19 protein-coding genes and 1 tRNA gene are annotated in these 16,318 nt (G+C 56.6%); 17 read left to right on the plus strand and 3 right to left on the minus strand.

Annotated features, from left to right (window positions below):
- The first annotated feature begins 65 nt into the window (after positions 1 to 65).
- Complete coding sequence (locus AC13E3_RS18700) at positions 66 to 1,550, plus strand: HD domain-containing protein (protein ID WP_092032525.1); 1,485 nt, start codon at positions 66 to 68, stop codon at positions 1,548 to 1,550.
- Here the strand turns inward: AC13E3_RS18700 and AC13E3_RS18705 are convergent.
- On the minus strand, positions 1,540 to 2,568 hold the full coding sequence (locus AC13E3_RS18705; RefSeq protein WP_482902336.1) for an NAD(P)/FAD-dependent oxidoreductase: 1,029 nt from the start codon (positions 2,566 to 2,568) through the stop codon (positions 1,540 to 1,542). The genes AC13E3_RS18700 and AC13E3_RS18705 overlap by 11 nt on opposite strands.
- A 116-nt stretch (positions 2,569 to 2,684) precedes the next feature.
- On the opposite strand from AC13E3_RS18705, the gene AC13E3_RS18710 reads away from it, so the two are divergent.
- The 10 genes from AC13E3_RS18710 to AC13E3_RS18755 all read left to right on the plus strand — a co-directional run bounded on the left by AC13E3_RS18710 (position 2,685) and on the right by AC13E3_RS18755 (position 11,110).
- Positions 2,685 to 3,641: an acyl-CoA desaturase gene (locus AC13E3_RS18710; RefSeq protein WP_482902337.1), complete on the plus strand. Its 957-nt coding sequence runs from the start codon at positions 2,685 to 2,687 to the stop codon at positions 3,639 to 3,641.
- Entirely contained in the window at positions 3,638 to 4,105 is a 468-nt protein-coding gene (locus AC13E3_RS18715) for a nuclear transport factor 2 family protein (protein WP_062784247.1), read from the plus strand. Before AC13E3_RS18710 ends, AC13E3_RS18715 begins: the two co-directional genes overlap by 4 nt.
- Complete coding sequence (locus AC13E3_RS18720) at positions 4,102 to 4,902, plus strand: SDR family NAD(P)-dependent oxidoreductase (protein WP_014577143.1); 801 nt, start codon at positions 4,102 to 4,104, stop codon at positions 4,900 to 4,902. The genes AC13E3_RS18715 and AC13E3_RS18720 overlap by 4 nt, the downstream gene beginning before the upstream one ends.
- On the plus strand, positions 4,899 to 6,164 hold the full coding sequence (locus AC13E3_RS18725; RefSeq protein WP_053115354.1) for an NAD(P)/FAD-dependent oxidoreductase: 1,266 nt from the start codon (positions 4,899 to 4,901) through the stop codon (positions 6,162 to 6,164). Before AC13E3_RS18720 ends, AC13E3_RS18725 begins: the two co-directional genes overlap by 4 nt.
- Positions 6,165 to 6,166: 2 nt before the next feature.
- Positions 6,167 to 7,051 carry a DUF1365 domain-containing protein gene (locus tag AC13E3_RS18730; protein WP_288365655.1) on the plus strand — a complete coding sequence of 295 codons (885 nt, stop codon included), beginning with the start codon at positions 6,167 to 6,169 and terminating at the stop codon, positions 7,049 to 7,051.
- Complete coding sequence (locus AC13E3_RS18735) at positions 7,039 to 8,313, plus strand: class I SAM-dependent methyltransferase (RefSeq protein ID WP_474546356.1); 1,275 nt, start codon at positions 7,039 to 7,041, stop codon at positions 8,311 to 8,313. Before AC13E3_RS18730 ends, AC13E3_RS18735 begins: the two co-directional genes overlap by 13 nt.
- Positions 8,310 to 8,831 carry a DUF2878 domain-containing protein gene (locus AC13E3_RS18740; protein WP_053115357.1) on the plus strand — a complete coding sequence of 174 codons (522 nt, stop codon included), beginning with the start codon at positions 8,310 to 8,312 and terminating at the stop codon, positions 8,829 to 8,831. Before AC13E3_RS18735 ends, AC13E3_RS18740 begins: the two co-directional genes overlap by 4 nt.
- Entirely contained in the window at positions 8,828 to 9,568 is a 741-nt protein-coding gene (locus tag AC13E3_RS18745) for a hypothetical protein (protein ID WP_008171662.1), read from the plus strand. The genes AC13E3_RS18740 and AC13E3_RS18745 overlap by 4 nt, the downstream gene beginning before the upstream one ends.
- A gap of 81 nt (positions 9,569 to 9,649) precedes the next feature.
- A complete protein-coding gene (gene xthA, locus AC13E3_RS18750; RefSeq protein ID WP_008171663.1) occupies positions 9,650 to 10,462 on the plus strand; it encodes an exodeoxyribonuclease III in 813 nt (270 codons plus the stop codon).
- An 18-nt stretch (positions 10,463 to 10,480) separates the two neighbouring features.
- Positions 10,481 to 11,110 (plus strand): TetR/AcrR family transcriptional regulator, encoded by a 630-nt coding sequence (locus tag AC13E3_RS18755; protein WP_008171664.1) that lies wholly within the window; start codon positions 10,481 to 10,483, stop codon positions 11,108 to 11,110.
- Between the two features lie 9 nt (positions 11,111 to 11,119).
- Here the strand turns inward: AC13E3_RS18755 and AC13E3_RS18760 are convergent, their stop codons facing one another.
- Positions 11,120 to 11,533 (minus strand): phasin family protein, encoded by a 414-nt coding sequence (locus AC13E3_RS18760; protein ID WP_008171665.1) that lies wholly within the window; start codon positions 11,531 to 11,533, stop codon positions 11,120 to 11,122.
- 346 nt (positions 11,534 to 11,879) lie between these two features.
- Here AC13E3_RS18760 and AC13E3_RS18765 point away from each other — a divergent pair, with 346 nt between their 5' ends.
- From AC13E3_RS18765 to hemH, 4 genes are all read left to right on the plus strand, one after another.
- Positions 11,880 to 12,317: a YeeE/YedE family protein gene (locus AC13E3_RS18765; protein WP_008171666.1), complete on the plus strand. Its 438-nt coding sequence runs from the start codon at positions 11,880 to 11,882 to the stop codon at positions 12,315 to 12,317.
- Between the two features lie 4 nt (positions 12,318 to 12,321).
- Positions 12,322 to 12,747: a YeeE/YedE family protein gene (locus tag AC13E3_RS18770; protein WP_008171667.1), complete on the plus strand. Its 426-nt coding sequence runs from the start codon at positions 12,322 to 12,324 to the stop codon at positions 12,745 to 12,747.
- A 97-nt stretch (positions 12,748 to 12,844) separates the two neighbouring features.
- The gene (locus AC13E3_RS18775) at positions 12,845 to 13,276 is read left to right on the plus strand and encodes a protein tyrosine phosphatase family protein (RefSeq protein WP_008171670.1); all 432 of its coding nucleotides are present in this window, start codon (positions 12,845 to 12,847) and stop codon (positions 13,274 to 13,276) included.
- A gap of 37 nt (positions 13,277 to 13,313) precedes the next feature.
- Positions 13,314 to 14,423 (plus strand): ferrochelatase, encoded by a 1,110-nt coding sequence (gene hemH, locus AC13E3_RS18780; RefSeq protein WP_008171672.1) that lies wholly within the window; start codon positions 13,314 to 13,316, stop codon positions 14,421 to 14,423.
- A 386-nt stretch (positions 14,424 to 14,809) separates the two neighbouring features.
- Here the strand turns inward: hemH and AC13E3_RS18785 are convergent.
- Positions 14,810 to 14,900, minus strand: a tRNA-Ser gene (locus AC13E3_RS18785).
- Positions 14,901 to 15,111: 211 nt separating this feature from the next.
- Between AC13E3_RS18785 and AC13E3_RS18790 the strand changes: the two genes are divergently transcribed.
- Both AC13E3_RS18790 and tusD read left to right on the plus strand, forming a co-directional pair.
- Positions 15,112 to 15,810, plus strand: a complete 699-nt coding sequence (locus AC13E3_RS18790; RefSeq protein ID WP_008171674.1) for a Bax inhibitor-1/YccA family protein — start codon at positions 15,112 to 15,114, stop codon at positions 15,808 to 15,810.
- Between the two features lie 103 nt (positions 15,811 to 15,913).
- Entirely contained in the window at positions 15,914 to 16,318 is a 405-nt protein-coding gene (gene tusD / locus AC13E3_RS18795; RefSeq protein ID WP_008171675.1) for a sulfurtransferase complex subunit TusD, read from the plus strand.

Below are 16,318 nucleotides of genomic sequence, written 5' to 3' on the forward strand. Positions count from 1 at the left end.
GCCTATTCTGGCACGCCCCTGTGATATAACAAGGCCAAGTTCATGAAATCGGAGGATTCCATCTGATGCGACGTGCCGTAAACGATCTACTCGGAGCCTATGACAAGCTGATCATGGATCCGGTTCACGGAGGCATTCCGCTTTACCGGCACGAGATCCAGGTGATTGATCACCCACTGTTCCAGCGACTGCGAAACATCTGCCAGAACGACATCCTGAGCCTGGTCTTTCCCGGCGCAACCCATTCCCGCTTTCTGCACAGTATTGGTGTGATGCATGTGGGCACGCGCATGTTCCGCTCGATGATCGACGCCTACCTCAGGGAGCGCCAGCTCAGCGAGCAAACCGACCTGAGCCTGAGCCAGCTCGACGCCATCGACTATCTGGCCAAAACCATCCGGTTGGGCTGTCTTCTGCATGACAGCGGGCATTCAAGTTTTTCGCATCAGTTCACCCAGGCCCGGCGCATCCGGGAATTGATGTCCCGTCCCGGCCGCTTCCGGGATCTGTGGCGCGGCGTGGATTATTCCGCCTATCACCCGGAAGAACCCGATGAGCTGGAACACGAGCATTATTCCGTGCGTGTCGCCCACGATGTGCTCATGGCGGTGGACCTGGAAAGTGCCGGGCTTTTCGCGCGGGACGTTATCGGAATTATGGAAACGACAGAGGTAAAACCCAGTGAGACGTTCTGTCGTCACGCCCGCACATTCTGGGCCTTTATTGCGGGAGAGGATGCCGCGGCGGGATCACCGCTCAGCGAAAACATACCCGGGCTGGTGATGGATCTGTTGTCATCGATTGTATCCGGCGAAATTGACGCTGACCGGGCCGATTACATGCTGCGGGACGGCTTCCACTCTTCGGTAACCATCGGCGGTTTCAACCTGGACCACCTTTTGAGCAACCTGCGTTTTGGATGGGATGTGTCCGAACCCTGGCTGGGGCTGGCCATAACCCAGAAAGGACTGGGGGCGCTCGAGGACTTTGTCTACAGTCGCCACCAGATGTACCGCAAGGTTTACGCCCACAAGACCGCGCTGGGCTTTGACTGGCTGCTTCGGGAAGCGATTAACGAAGTGCTCGATGACCCGGAGAACTTTGAATGGGTGGATACCTGCCTGAGCGACATGGCCTACTTTGCAGAACTGACCGACAACTTCTTCTGGGAGGCGTTTCGGAAAGTGGCCCGCAAGCACCCGAAGAGTTTCTCGTTCTGCATTGTAAACCGGGTGAAACTGAACCATCTGGATACCCGGGAAGACCTCTCAGCCAGGGGGATCGAACGTCATAGCGCATGGTTGGCCGAAGAGCTTTCTCTCAGCCCTGCCCAGGTAGTGACCTGTTCGATGCGGGCGCGCTTCTCGAACATTCAGGACAACTTTAACGGCATCAAGGTGCTCGTGCGCGAACCTATCCTCCGCACCCGGTCGTTGAAGAAGATCACCGACGTCAGCGCCTTCTTCAGCAAGTTCAGTGACGGCACCATCACGCATTTCTATACCCGGCCCGATGTGACCACCGGTAACCAGGAGTCTCTCACTGAGTAGTGGGAGCGGTCGTCAGTTCGGCAACCAGTCCGCAGGCACTGTCGAACGCGCCTTCTACCCGGCCGCCACTGAGCCAGTCGCCTGCGAGCCCGATCTTGTAATCCGGGAACCATAGATGGCCAGGGTGTTCTCCGCCTTCAGAACGCGCGTAGAGCCAGCGATGGGTAACCACTTCGTCCGGACCGGTATCGAAGCCGGTCGTTTCACGAAACGCAGCCAACAGTTTTTCGGCCACTTCCTCGGCTGGTGTATCCACATTGTCTTCGGTCCAGGCTGGGCTGGCGTGCAAAACCCACCACTGGCCCTCGTCGTCTCGACCGGGCTTGCTGGAGTTGTTGGCCACCCAGAACAGCGCCGGGTGCTTGCAGCGCATGCCTTCGTGATGCGGCCAGGGCGATACCGGGAAGTGGGCGGCAACGGCCCAGCATGGCAGAACCCGGCTCACCGGCTCGTCCAGGTGGGAGGCCAGAGCGTCGAGGCCGCTGTCCGCCAGCAAATCCCGAGCCTGTGCCGGAGGCGCGGTAACGATAACTGCATCAAAATCCCCGAGGTGCGAGCCGGCGGTGGAAAAGAGCGACCAGGACTGGTCGTTTCGGGCCAATCTGGCAACGCGTGTCTCGGTAACAACGTGAGCGTGTCCGGACAGGGCCCGGGTAATCGCTGTCATGCGGGGAATACCGACGTAACGGGTCTCCTCAGGGAAGGACTCCCATTTATCAGCATTCGTCTGGAAACCAAACCGTCCTTCCCACGGTCCGAAGCTTTCAGGGCCGGCAAATTTATGGAGAAACGGCAGGAAATCCGGGTTCCGGGAGGTGAAGTATTGCGCGCCCATATCTGCTGATCCGCCGGTTACCCGCTTCGCAGCGAGCCTGCCACCCGGTCCCCGGCTTTTTTCGAAGACCGTAACGTCATGGCCGAGACCGCGCAGCTGGATAGCGGCGGTCAGCCCGGAGAGGCCTGAACCGACAATGGCGATACGGCGTATAAGTGACGAATAAAAGGTTTGATTAAACATGGTTTATCGTGCATCCAATTACAGTAGTGAGATCGTACTACTCTCCATGAAACACCAGCGGCATCAAGACTGAGTGTGCGATCAAGATTCCATTAAAGAGAAAGGGCAATCAGGGTATGACCCGAATGCAACATTGGCTTACAAACATTCTGAGGTGGTTCGATTCCGAAGCAGGTTCGGATCACATAGACACCACGTCCCGATCATTCAATTTTTTACGCGTTATTCCGTTCATTGCGCTCCATCTGGCTTGCCTTCTGGCGTTTTACACCGGCGTAAGCGCATTCGCCATCGGATTCGCGATTGCTTTCTTCCTCGTGCGGATGTTTGCGATTACCGGATTCTACCATCGTTATTTTGCCCACAAGACGTTCAAGACCAGCCGGCCTGCCCAGTTTGTATTCGCGGTGCTCGGCGCTAGCGCGGCCCAACGCGGCCCGCTCTGGTGGGCTGCCCACCACCGCCATCATCATCAGCACTCCGATGATGTTCAGGACCTGCACTCGCCCCATCAGGGCGGATTCTGGTGGTCCCACATGGGGTGGTTCACCTGTGACGCCGGCTTCGCGACCGACGAACGTCGGGTTCGGGACTGGCTGAAATTCCCGGAACTAAGGCTGATTAACCGGTTTGATGCCCTGGTACCTGCTCTCGCTGCCGTTGGTATTTACGGGCTGGGCGAGGCGTTGGCCGCGTGGGCTCCGGGGTTGGGGACCAACGGTCTGCAGATGCTTGTCTGGGGATTCTTCATTTCGACCGTCGTGCTGTTTCACGCCACGGTATCCATCAACTCTTTGTCCCATGTGTGGGGCAAGCGCCGATTTGAAACGTCGGACGACAGCCGAAACAACTTCTGGCTCGCCCTACTTACCCTGGGCGAGGGATGGCACAACAATCACCACCGCTGGCCGCAATCTGTTCGTCAGGGGTTCCGGTGGTATGAAATTGACATCACCTGGTACGGGCTATGGCTGATGTCGAAGCTTGGCATCATCTGGGAGCTCAACCCGATACCCAAGCACATTCAGGAAGAAACACGCGAACTGGATAAAATGAGGAGGAGCAGGCAATGACAACCGCCTCAAAGATCGAAGTAGGTACGCGTAATTCGGCGGTGCCGGCAACGCTCGATAATTTCAGAGCGCTGTTCAACGAACTCGACAAGGGTAATCTGAACAAGCTCTCCCGGGTCTACAGCGAGGATATCCGGTTCCAGGACCCACTGAGCACCGTATCGGGCCTGGATGAGCTGACCCACTATTTCGCCGGGGCTTATGCGAACGTCATCTCCTGTCGCTTTGAATTCGGTGAAGCCGTGGTTCACGGTGAGTTTGCCGCCTTGCCTTGGGTTATGCACCTTCGTCACAAGCGCCTTCGCAAGGGGCGTGAAGTCCAGGTGCAGGGCATCAGCCACCTCGAAATCCGGGACGGGATGGTGTGCTACCACCGTGATTACTTTGACGCCGGGGAAATGCTCTACGAAAACCTGCCGGTGATTGGCAGGGCCATTCGCTGGATCAAGGATCAGGCAGGATGAGTGATCGACTTCAGGAAACCTCGAATATCTGGATTACCGGCGCCAGTTCAGGCATTGGCGAATCCGTTACCCGTGCCCTGGCACGCGGTGGTCACCGGCTTGTGATTACCGGCCGCCGACAGGGTGCTCTCGAAGAACTGGCTTCTGCAGCGCCAGACCGGATTATACCGGCGGCTGCAGACACCACCAGCAAAGAAGATCTCCAGGCCATTGCAGGTACGCTGGAAAATCACGGCGACCTGAACATGGTGATACTGAACGCCGGCACCTGTGAATATCTGGAGATAGCGCACTACAACAGTGACGTTATCGAGAAGAACATTCACACCAATGTGATTGGCACGGCGCGGTGTCTCGATATTGCTCTGCCGGCCCTCAGGCGCAGCCGGGCTAAAGGCCAGCCGGCGACCCTCGTGATCGTCAGCTCTTCCGCCTGGTGGTTCCCTTTCGGCCGGGCTGAAGGCTACGGCGCTTCCAAGGCGGCGCTGACCTATTTTGCCCATGCACTCCGGGCAGACCTTGACGCCGAAGGGATCGACGTAGTGGTGGTTTCCCCCGGATTCGTCAAGACACCATTGACCGATCGGAACGATTTTCCAATGCCTTTTCTGGTTTCTGCAGAGGATGCGGCGGAGCGCATTGTCAGTGGTCTCGCGCGTGGCAAGAATGAGATTGCATTCCCCAAGCGCTTCACCTGGATGTTGAAAGCGCTGGGCGCCCTTCCCCGGCCCTTGATCGACCGTATGTCGGCCTCTATGGCCCGTAAAAGCAACACCGAACAGGAAAATAATGGATGAGTAGTGAGCGTCAGCGGATTGCTGTCATTGGGGCCGGCGTTTCCGGCCTCACGGCTGCCTGGCTTTTGGCCGAGAAACACGATGTTCAGGTTTTTGAAGCGGGTGACTATGCCGGCGGTCACACAAACACCGAACAGGTCGAAGCCGGTGGCCGGACCTGGCCGGTGAATACCGGCTTCATCGTATTCAACGACTGGACCTACCCGAATTTCATCAAACTGATGGAGCGGCTGGGAGTTCCATCGGAAGTCAGCGACATGAGCTTCAGCGTGGACTGCAGCAGCACCGGCCTGCAGTATAACGGCACCAGCCTGAATACCCTGTTTGCCCAGCGAAAGAATCTTTTCAACCTGCCGTTCCTGAAAATGGTGAGGGAGATTCTGCGCTTTAACAAGGAAACCCGTGCAGACCTTGAAGCCGGCAATATCAATAACGAAGAAACACTGGGGGAATACCTGAACCGGAACGGGTACTCCCGCTATTTCAGGAACTACTACATTGTTCCGATGGGTGCGGCGATCTGGTCAGCACCGGAAATCGTGCTGGAACAGTTTCCAATCCGGTTCTTCCTGCAGTTTTTCAACAATCACGGCATGCTGTCTGTGGATGACCGCCCGACCTGGCGGGTGATTTCCGGTGGGTCTGCCCAGTACGTGAAGAAGATGATGGAACGGCTGGGTGATGGCATGCACCTGAACAGCCCTGTCGACAGGGTTGTCCGCCATGAGGACGGTGTAACCGTGACTGTCAGGGGCGAAGAACACCACTTTGACCAGGTGATTTTTGGCTGCCACAGCGACCAGGCCCTTGCCATGCTCGCTGACGCGACCGACAAGGAACGGGACATACTCGGAGCCATGGCCTATCAGAACAACGATGTCGTGCTCCATACAGACAGCAGCGTGTTGCCGGACAATCGCCGGGCATGGGCTGCCTGGAACTACTTTATTCCGACCCACAGTACTGAACCGGTTTCTGTCACCTACAACATGAACATACTACAGAACTTCCATGATGCCCCGGAAACCTTCTGTGTGACCCTCAATCGCAGCCGAGATATCGACCCCGAAAAGGTGATCAAGCGCTTCGAATACGCCCATCCGGTATTCACACTGGACGCGGTGGCAGCCCAGGAACGCTACGACGAAATCGGTAACCAAAATCGAACCCATTTCTGTGGTGCTTACTGGTTCAACGGATTCCACGAAGATGGCGTTCGCAGCGCGTTGCGGGTCACCGAAGCGTTCGGGGTGGAGCTTTGACCGTGAACAGCCAATGGCTGGAGGGTACTGTCCGGCACAGGCGGAAGTACCCGGTGCAACACGAATTCAGCTACAGCACCGGCATGCTGGCCCTGGACACCGACGAGTGGAACCAGGTTTCCGATATCAGCCCGCTATTTTCCCTGGAACGTTTCAACTGGATGTCTCTGAAGCGCAGGGACTACTTCCGTCCGGAGACAGGCGACCTGTCCGGGGCTGTGCGTGACCACGTGGAACGGGCCACCGGCTGGCGTCCGGATGGAGAAGTCGAGCTGATTACTCATCCGCGCTACTTTGGTTACGTGTTCAATCCGGTCAGCTTCTATTTCTGCTACCGCGCCGGCGAGTGCCCGGCGGATGGCGTGGTTCCAAAGGTCATCGTTGCCCAGATTACCAACACCCCGTGGCATGACCGTCATGCCTATTGCCTGGAGACGACCGGCGCAGAGCCGAACCAGGCGGGCTGGCGCACCGAACAGTTTGGTTTTAGCAAACGCTTTCACGTGTCGCCGTTCAACGGCATGAACCAGCACTACGAGTGGACATTCAGTTTCCGGGGCCCTGATCTGAGAATTCACATGAATGTTCTGGAAGAGGGCCGCAAGCATTTTGATGCCACTCTGGTAGTCCAACGTACCCCTCTCACTCGTAAAGATGTGCACAGAAGTCTTCGAAAGTTTCCGCTCGAGGCATTCAAGGTTGTGGCAGGTATTTACTGGCACGCCCTGCGCCTCAAGCTCAAGGGGGCACCGTTCTACACCCACCCCGATAAGCTTTACGAGGACGATACCGCCTACCGCCGTGGGCATGATGATTCCGGGCTGGATGTCACCAGCTCCGAGACCAATGACAAGATTCGTGGAAGGGTAAGCTCATGGAGAACCTGAATACTTCGGTTGAAAACACGTCATCCGACTCTGGCAGCCTTCCGGCGCTCAGCCGGTTTGCGAGGACCCTGGTGATTCAGCAGCTCCGCTTACTGGGCGAAGGCCAGTTGACGGTGAAGGAATCCGGGTTTGAAGACCTTGTATTCGGAGACGGCAATAGCCAGTACCAGCCGGCAGAGCTGATTATCCACGATCACAGCACCTGGCGGGACCTGCTGACGGGCGGAAGCGTTGGCGCAGCAGAAGCGTACGTTGCCGGGGACTGGTCGACGCCCGATCTGGTTGCCCTGCTCCGCTTCTTTACCCGCAACGTCGACCGTATGAATGAGTTTGAAGACCGGTTCAGCTGGGTTACCAAACCTGCCCTGAAAGGCCTGCACTGGCTGAACCGTAATACGAAAGAAGGCTCCCGGAAAAACATCAGCGCCCATTACGATCTGGGTAACGACCTGTTCGAGACCTTCCTCGACCCAACCATGATGTACTCGTCGGCGATCTATCCCAGCGCCGAATCGAGCCTTGAAGAAGCGGCTGTGCACAAACTGGACACCATCTGCCGGAAGCTGGACCTCCAGCCCGGGGACAAGGTGATTGAAATCGGCACCGGCTGGGGCGGCTTTGCGATCCATGCCGCCAAACACTATGGCTGTCATGTCACCACGACGACCATTTCCAGAGAGCAGCTGGAGCTCGCGAAAGAACGGGTCCAGAAAGAGGGGCTGGAGGACCAGATTACCCTACTGTTTGACGATTACCGGGACCTCCAGGGGCAATTCGACAAACTTGTTTCCATCGAGATGATTGAAGCCGTTGGCCCTCAGTTTCTCAACAGCTATTTCTCCCAAATTAACGCCCTGTTGAAGCCCGACGGGTTGGCTCTGGTGCAGGCCATTAACATGCCGGAGCAGCGGTACCAGAGAGCTTTGAAAAACGTTGATTTTATCCAGCGATTTATCTTCCCGGGGAGCTTTATTCCCTCTTTCGGAGCCATCCTCGAATCGGTTCGAAAAGAAAGCAAGCTGGTACTCACCCATGCCGAGGATACCGGCTTCCACTATGCCAGGACCCTTCACGACTGGTGCGACCGGTTCATGGCCCAGCGGGACAAGCTGGAGTCGATGGGTTACGACGAAGGATTCCGGCGCCTGTGGCACTTTTACTTTGCCTATTGTGAAGCGGGCTTCAGCGAGCGGGCCATTGGCGTTGCGCAGCTGGTGTTCGCCAAGCCCGGCAACAAACGCGAGAACATCTTGAGCGTATGATCGCCTCCGAAACTGCCCGTAACGTTCTTAATTTCCTGCTGTTCCAGGCAGGCTGGTTTGCCTGCGTGTTTTATCCCGGGCTGATCGGCGCCGGGATCGTGGTGATATTTCTGGTGCTGCATTTTGTCCTGGTCAGCCAGAACCGGATGACCGAGCTTCAGTTCATCGGCCTGGGAACCGTCGTCGGCTCAGTTCTGGACGGCATCTGGTTCCGGACCGGCATTCTGGACGACGGCTCCGGACAAGTGATGCTCACTCCCCCTTGGCTTGTCGCCATCTGGGCCATCTTCATGACGACTCTGAGCCATTCCCTCGACTGGATCAGCAAGAAAGCCTGGCTGCCCTTCGTACTTGCGCCCTTTGCCGGCCCCTTCGCCTATTGGTCGGCGAGCCAGCTCGGTGCAGTGCAGCTGCCAGACTTGCTGCCATCGCTGATTGCACTCGGGTTTGGCTGGCTGGTTGTCTTCCCGCTGCTGCTTTTCGCCCGCAAAACGCTTTACCCGGAGCTGGTTCGATGAAACGCGCTACCTGGTCAGTTTACGTGGCGCTGTTGGCAGTCGCAGGGCCGGCCGCGGCCGCAGATTTCAGTTTCATCGGTACCGCAAGCACGGGAGACGGCAACGTTATTTACGAAGAGCGCCATTCCGTTGATGGTACCTGTGAGGAAGGCGTATTCCGGCCCCGGCAACACGAGGTGACCTACTTCAAACCGGACGCGGACGAGTCATTCGCCCGCAAAGACCTTGAATACGAGGTTTCAGTACTGCGTCCGTCCGTAGACTTCGTTCAGCCGACATTCAGTGAAGAAATGCAGATCACCTACCCTGCACCCGACACTTTGGTGATCGACTGGCAGACGCCAGGCGGCGATTCAGAGCAATTCGAGGTGACATACCCGGAAACTACCGTTGTGGATGCCGGGTTCGATAACTTCGTACGTCAGAATTGGCAGAGTGTTGTGGCTGGCGAGCCGGTTGAATTCCGGTTTCTTGGACCTACCCGGGGCGAGCATTATGGTTTCGTTCTGGAACGGGTCGAGAACGACCGGGTGAATGCTGACCATGTCGTACAGATACGCCCTACCGGCATGGTGCTGCGTTTCCTGGTCGACCCCATCGTGCTGGGTTACAGCAACTCGGGTGCCCTTTCCGACTATCTGGGCCTCACCAATATCCGGAAAAACCAGGATGAAAACTACACCGCCCATATCCGCTATAAAGTGAATACCACCCCGGATTGTGAACTGACCCCCTGAAACTGTCGCCCCTGCCAAGGCAGACCCCGGGGGTCAGTATGGTAAACTCCGACGGGAATCAACGCCGGAGAGTATTTTGAAATGATGTTCGTCTCTTTCAACGTCAACAGTATCCGCACCCGCCTGCACCAGCTTGAAGCCGTAATAGACGCCCTCGCACCGGATTTTATCGGCCTTCAGGAAACCAAGGTTCAGGACGACGACTTTCCGGTAGAAGCAATCCGGGACCTTGGCTACCACGTGCATTTCCACGGGCAAAAAACCCACTATGGCGTTGCCCTGCTCTCAAAAGCGGAGCCGGAGGAGGTTGTCAAAGGCTACCCGTGGGATGGTGAGGATTCCCAGCGCAGGCTGATTACCGGCCATTTCACGGTCAATGGCGAAAAGCTGACGGTGATCAACGGCTATTTTCCCCAGGGTGAAAGCCGTGACCATCCGGTGAAGTTTCCTGCCAAGGAGAAGTTCTACGGGGATCTGATGCGTTACCTGGACGAGCTCAAGAAAGCGGGCGGCTACGTGGTGGTGATGGGGGATATGAACATCTCTCCAACCGATAAAGACATTGGCATTGGCGCCGACAACGCCAAACGCTGGCTACGAACCGGTAAATGCTCTTTCCTCCCGGAGGAACGGGAATGGCTGGGCCAGGTCGAGTCTCGCGGTTATACCGATGTGTTCCGGCACCTTCATCCTGATGAAGCGGACACTTTCAGCTGGTTTGACTACCGCAGCAAGGGTTTCGAGCGAGACCCCAAGCGTGGTCTGCGGATTGATCTGATCATGGCCAGTGACAGCCTGCTGCCCAAAGCCCGGAAAGCGGGTGTTTCCTACGACATTCGAGCCATGGAAAGGCCGTCCGACCACTGTCCGGTCTGGGCGAGCTTCGAGCTCTAGGGGCTGGCCCGGCGCGATATGAAAAAAATCAAAACCCGCGACCGTATACTCCAGACCAGCCTGGCGCTGTTTAACACCGTCGGCGAACCCAATGTCACCACCCTGCTGATCTCTGATGAGATGGATATCAGCCCGGGTAACCTCTATTACCACTTCAAGAGCAAAGGCGATATTGTCGAGGAAATCTTCGACCAGTACGAACACGACATGGTCGACTTGTTGGCGGTTCCGGAAGACGCCGACATCAGCCTCGACCAGCAGGGGTTCTTTCTGCACCTGCTGTTCGAGACCGTAGCCCGCTACCGGTTCCTCTATCAGGATCTGGTGAACGTGTTGTCCCGGTACGATCAGCTGCAGGTACGATTCAAGCGCATCCAGAAAAAGAAAAGACTGGCTTTCAAGACGATTTGCGAGAGCTTTCGACGCCAGGGCATTATGGCGATTGAGCAGGAAGAGCTTGATTCTCTTTGTGAGCAGTTGACGCTAACCGCCTGTTATTGGAGTGCTTTCGATACGCTCTCTCACCTGGATGACCGGGAGGCAGTGGATCCGGGGCGGGGTGTTTACCAGATGATGCACCTGGTGCTGCCCTACCTTGCGCCGGCCGACCGGGAGGAAGCCCGGCTGATGAGCCGGGATTATCTCTGAGCCGTAACGTTATTCTTCGTCGTCACCGGCACGTTTCCGCAGGCGGGCAAGTTCTGATTCAAGGGCTTCAATACGCCGCTCCATAGATTCGATTTCTTCACGGCGATGTATGCCCAGACGTCTCAGGGCACCGGACACCCGTTCATCAAACATGTGCTCAAGCCGATCCCAGGTGCCAGTGGCTCGCTCCCGAACCCCTTCAACCCGATCTTCCACGGACTTGATCTGCTTTTCGACGACGCCCCGGGTTTTGTTCTCGAGCTGCTCACCTTCCTGCACAAGACGCTCGAAGAAACGGCCAGTATCTTCCTCGGCTTTGGTATAGGCGCCCAACCCGGCCAGCCAGATCTGGCGGGCTGAACCCTTGATTTTTGCCGCCAGTTGCGGATCATTCTCCGGCTTATTGTCGTTCTCGTCAGACATGTACAACCTCGGGAGTGCGGATAGTTCTTTCTAACCGCCATTGTATTACAGCTTGGCCCGGATTTCAGTCGGCCTGGAACCCGCGCAACGAAAGGCGGCAGTATAAAGACGCATCCGATATGAAAAAATGTTTTCAAACGAAAGTGAGTCTCGCTTGAAGTGTTCAAAATATAGTCAATACTTCCCAATACCGGCGTCCCTGCTGATGCCGGTTTGTCTGGAAGTCTTTCATGGATACTACTCGCACGCCTCTGCCCGGCATCCTTTGCCGGGCTTTTTTTTGTTATTATTGCCCCAAGATATATGCTTATTCCAAAATGAAAGTCTATAAAATTCGGAGTATCAGATGATTGAAATTGCGTGGAGTAACTTCACCCCCTGGTCAGCGTTGGCGGGTGGCATACTGGTGGGCATAGCTGCCGCCAGCTTTCTGCTTCTCAACGGGCGGATTGCAGGCATCAGTGGCATTCTTGGCGGACTTCTTTCACCGGCAAAAGGCGATATTGCCTGGCGCGTGGCGTTCCTTGCCGGACTGATTGGTGCACCGGCAGTCTGGGTACTGGCTACAGAGCTTCCCCCTATCGAAATCGAGGCCGGCTATCCCGCGCTCATTGTTGCGGGGCTGTTGGTGGGGATCGGCACCCGATATGGTTCCGGCTGTACCAGTGGACACGGGGTTTGCGGTCTGTCCCGCCTATCGCTGCGCTCGCTGGCAGTCACGATGAGCTTCATGGCTGCCGGATTTGTCACCGTGTACGTGATTCGTCACCTGATGGGGGTGTGACGCCATGAAATTTTCTCTTGCTTCTCTGTTTGCTGGCCTTGTCTTCGGAATGGGGCTTATCGTTTCCGGCATGGCCAATCCTGAAAAGGTGCTCGGCTTCCTTGATATCGCAGGCCTTTGGGATCCTTCACTGGCGTTTGTGATGGGCGGCGCCATCATGGTGGGTGTGGTCGCGTTTGCTGTTGCCCGCAAGCGCACCCTTTCCTTCCTCGGGTTCCACATGAAAATGCCCACCAGTGCCCATATCGATAAACGATTGGTACTCGGGGGTCTTATGTTCGGCGTTGGCTGGGGTATCGCCGGCTTCTGCCCCGGGCCGGGACTGGTCGCGCTCGGTGCCGGTGAAACCAAGGCGGCGGTGTTTGTTGCGGCCATGGTTGCGGGCATGGGCATTTTCGAAGTCATTGAGCGCAACCGTGCGAAAGTGTAAGTATTTTCTGTAAATTTACCCGCCGCCATTCTGACACAGCCCGGGGGCTGTGCGATCATGGCGGCAGCTCCACCACCCGATTCGGAGAACGACATCCATGGATATCAGAAAAATCGACGACAACATTTCGGTAGCCCCGCAGATTTCCATTGAAGACGTGGCAGAAGCCGCGAAGCTGGGGTTCAAGACTCTCGTAGCAAATCGCCCTGACCACGAAGAGCCGGGCCAGCCTGCCATGGCGGATATTGAAGCCGCCGCCAGGGAACAGGGCCTTGAGTGGGTATACATGCCGGTGGAGTCGGGAAACATCACTGACGACGACGTAAACCGCTTCGCGCCGATGATCCGGGACGCCGAAAAACCCGTACTGGCATTCTGTCGTTCCGGGACCCGCTGCACCGTGCTCTGGGCTCTGAGCGCGGCCAGAAACACATCAGCCGATGAGATTTTTACCAAAGCACGCAACGCCGGTTACGACATTTCCGGCCTTGCACCAAGAATGGCGCAGCAGGCCGCCGACAAAGGCTGACACTGCCACCGCCTAACCAACGTTCAGGATCTACCGCATGCAATACAAAGGTTCAGAGAATTTCAGCCACAACCAGTCTGACCGATTGGGAGTGCTGGTTACCAACCTGGGGACACCGGATGCGCCAACAACCTCGGCCCTCCGTCGCTACCTGGCTGAATTTCTCTCGGACCCCCGGGTGGTCGAATTGCCGCGGCCGCTCTGGTGGCTGATCCTTCACGGTGTGATCCTGAGAATTCGTCCCAAGCGAAGCGCAGAGGCTTACTCAAGCGTCTGGCAGCCGGAGGGCTCTCCCCTGCTGCTGCACACTGCAAAGCAGGCTGAGGGTATCCGAGAGGCACTCAAGCGCAAGTACGGCCCTAACGTGGTCGTCGGCTTTGCGATGCGCTACGGCAACCCCTCAATTTCCCGGGTTCTTGATGAGATGCAGGAACAGGGCGTACGGAAACTGCTGGTTCTGCCACTTTACCCCCAATACTCCGCGTCGACCTCGGCCTCCACCTTCGATGCCATTGCCAAGGATTTCTCGAAACGGCGCTGGCTGCCCGATTTCCGTTTCATTTCTCACTACCCGGATTATCCTCCGTACATTGAAGCCATGGCGCGCCATATCGAGGCGCACTGGGCCAACCATGGACGCAACCAGAAGCTGGTATTTTCCTACCATGGCGTGCCGCTCAAGTACCTGACCAAGGGCGATCCTTATCACTGCGAGTGCCACAAAACGTCTCGCCTGCTGGCTGAGCGGCTGGGCCTGAGCAAAGAGGACTACATGACCACGTTCCAATCCCGCTTTGGCAAGGAAGAGTGGCTCAAGCCCTACACGGATGAAACCCTGAAGTCCCTGCCAGGCAAAGGCGTCAAATCCATCGACGTATTCTGCCCCGGCTTTTCATCCGATTGCCTCGAAACCATTGAGGAAATCGACGAAGAAAACCGTGAGTACTTCATGGAGGCCGGCGGTGAAGGGTTCAGCTACATCACAGCGCTGAACGCCACACCCGGGCACATCGAAGCCCTGGTAAAACTGATCGAGGAAAATCTGGAAGGCTGGCAGGTGCCAAAGAACGAGCCAGAGGCTCTGGCAGCTCGCCAGCAGCGGGCAGCCGAGCAGAAAGAAGCAATCTATCCGGGCCGGGATCTCTGATCCGCCCCCGAGTTATAGCCGGGGCTGCGTCAGCTGCCCCGGTTTCCCTCCTTGCCTTCAAAGCCCTCTGAAAGATCCGGTACAGACTGACAGAACGTGCATTCGCCCGTATCAACGGCGGCGCCGCCAGCCTCCACATAACGCACCTTATGGCTCGCCCTGCCCCGATTTGCGGACACGGAAAACTTGCGGTTCCGGCGTTCGGCCGAACCGGTATCAGATGTTTGATGATTCTGAAATTCGCCCATAACACCCTCTCATAGTCTCTGTGCAAGGATAATGAGGGTTAACTGGCTTCAAACCAAGTAGGGATAACCACGTCGTTATGACGGGAAATATCACGTGGGGAACAGGAGATTCGGAAGAAAGAAAGGTAAGAGGAAAAATGGCGGTGGGCCAGGGATTCGAACCCCGGGAAGGCTACTAACCTTCGGCGGTTTTCAAGACCGCTGCATTCAGCCACTCTGCCAGCCCACCGGTTTTTCCATTCGCCGTCATTGCGACAGCGGTGAGCATGATACCGGAATTGCCTGTGCTGTCAACGCTCTGCATAAAACCCGCCGCATTTTTCAACATTAACGGTTTTTAATGGAATCCGGAAGACGTTTTCCTGTCGTAAATGATTGAAAGTTGCGTATCTGACACTATTATGGGAACCAGTATCCAGTCGTTATAAACGGAGATGACAATGGAAGACAGACGATTCGGCGTTCAGAACTCTCAGGGAGCCTATTCGACTCCCCAGACGGAGCGCGCGACCACAGGCATCAGCGATGATGCGATGAAGGTGTTGCGCAACACCTATATGCTGCTTGGCATGACACTCGCCTTTTCGGCGCTGACAGCATTCCTGAACATGAACGGAACCCACCCGGGCTTCCTGATCACCATCGTGGGATACATTGGGCTGCTGTTCGCAACCTATAAGTTGAAAAACAGCCCCTGGGGCATCGTGACTACCTTCGCCCTGACCGGGTTCATGGGATACACCCTGGGTCCGATCATTGGCGCCTTCGTAGCTGCCGGCGCTTCCTCGATTGTCGCCCAGGCGCTGACACTGACCGCAGTTGCGTTTGTTGGTCTGTCTGCCACGGCCATCATCACCAAGAAAGACTTCAGCTTCATGTCCAGCTTCCTGACCGCTGGTGCGTTTGTACTGATCGGTGCCATGCTTCTGTCCTTCCTGATGGAGAGCTCTGTTCTGCATCTGGCAGTGTCCGCCGGCTTCACGATCTTTGCTTCGATCATGATCCTGTTCGAGACCAGCCAGATCATCAAGGGTGGTGAGCGTAACTACGTCATCGCCACTGTTGGTCTGTATGTATCCATCTACAACCTGTTCGTCAGCCTGCTGCACCTGCTGTCTGCGTTCAGTGGCGAAGATTGATACCAGGCTGAATCAGCCGCTTCGAAACCCCGGCAGTTGCCGGGGTTTTTGCTTTCGGTAAACTGAAAGTCATTGTCTTGCAGACTTATAACGAACAGGAACCATGTCCGAAACCTTTACCCTGGTAATTACTGGCGCGCCCTACTCGTCTCAGGCGCCCCAGACTGCTCTCGGCTTTGCGAAGGCAGCGGTAGATGCTGGCCATCAGATTGACCGGGTGTTCCTCTACGGTGACGGGGTCCATTTGGCCTCTGCGCTCTGCGCGCCGCCGTCTGACGAAACCCACTGGCCAGACGAATGGTCCCGGTTTCTGACTCAGCACAAGATTCCCGGTGTGGCATGCATTGCCTCCGCGCTGCGTCGTGGCCTCGTCAACGAAACCGAACAGAAACGCTATGAATTGCCTTCGGCCAATCTTCGGGCCCCGTTTGAAATCGCTGGCCTCGGAGAATGGGTCGAGGGGCGAATCAAATCCACGCGCACGCTTTATTTCCACGCTGGAGACTGA

It is taken from the genome of Marinobacter sp. L-80 (assembly GCF_056859395.1).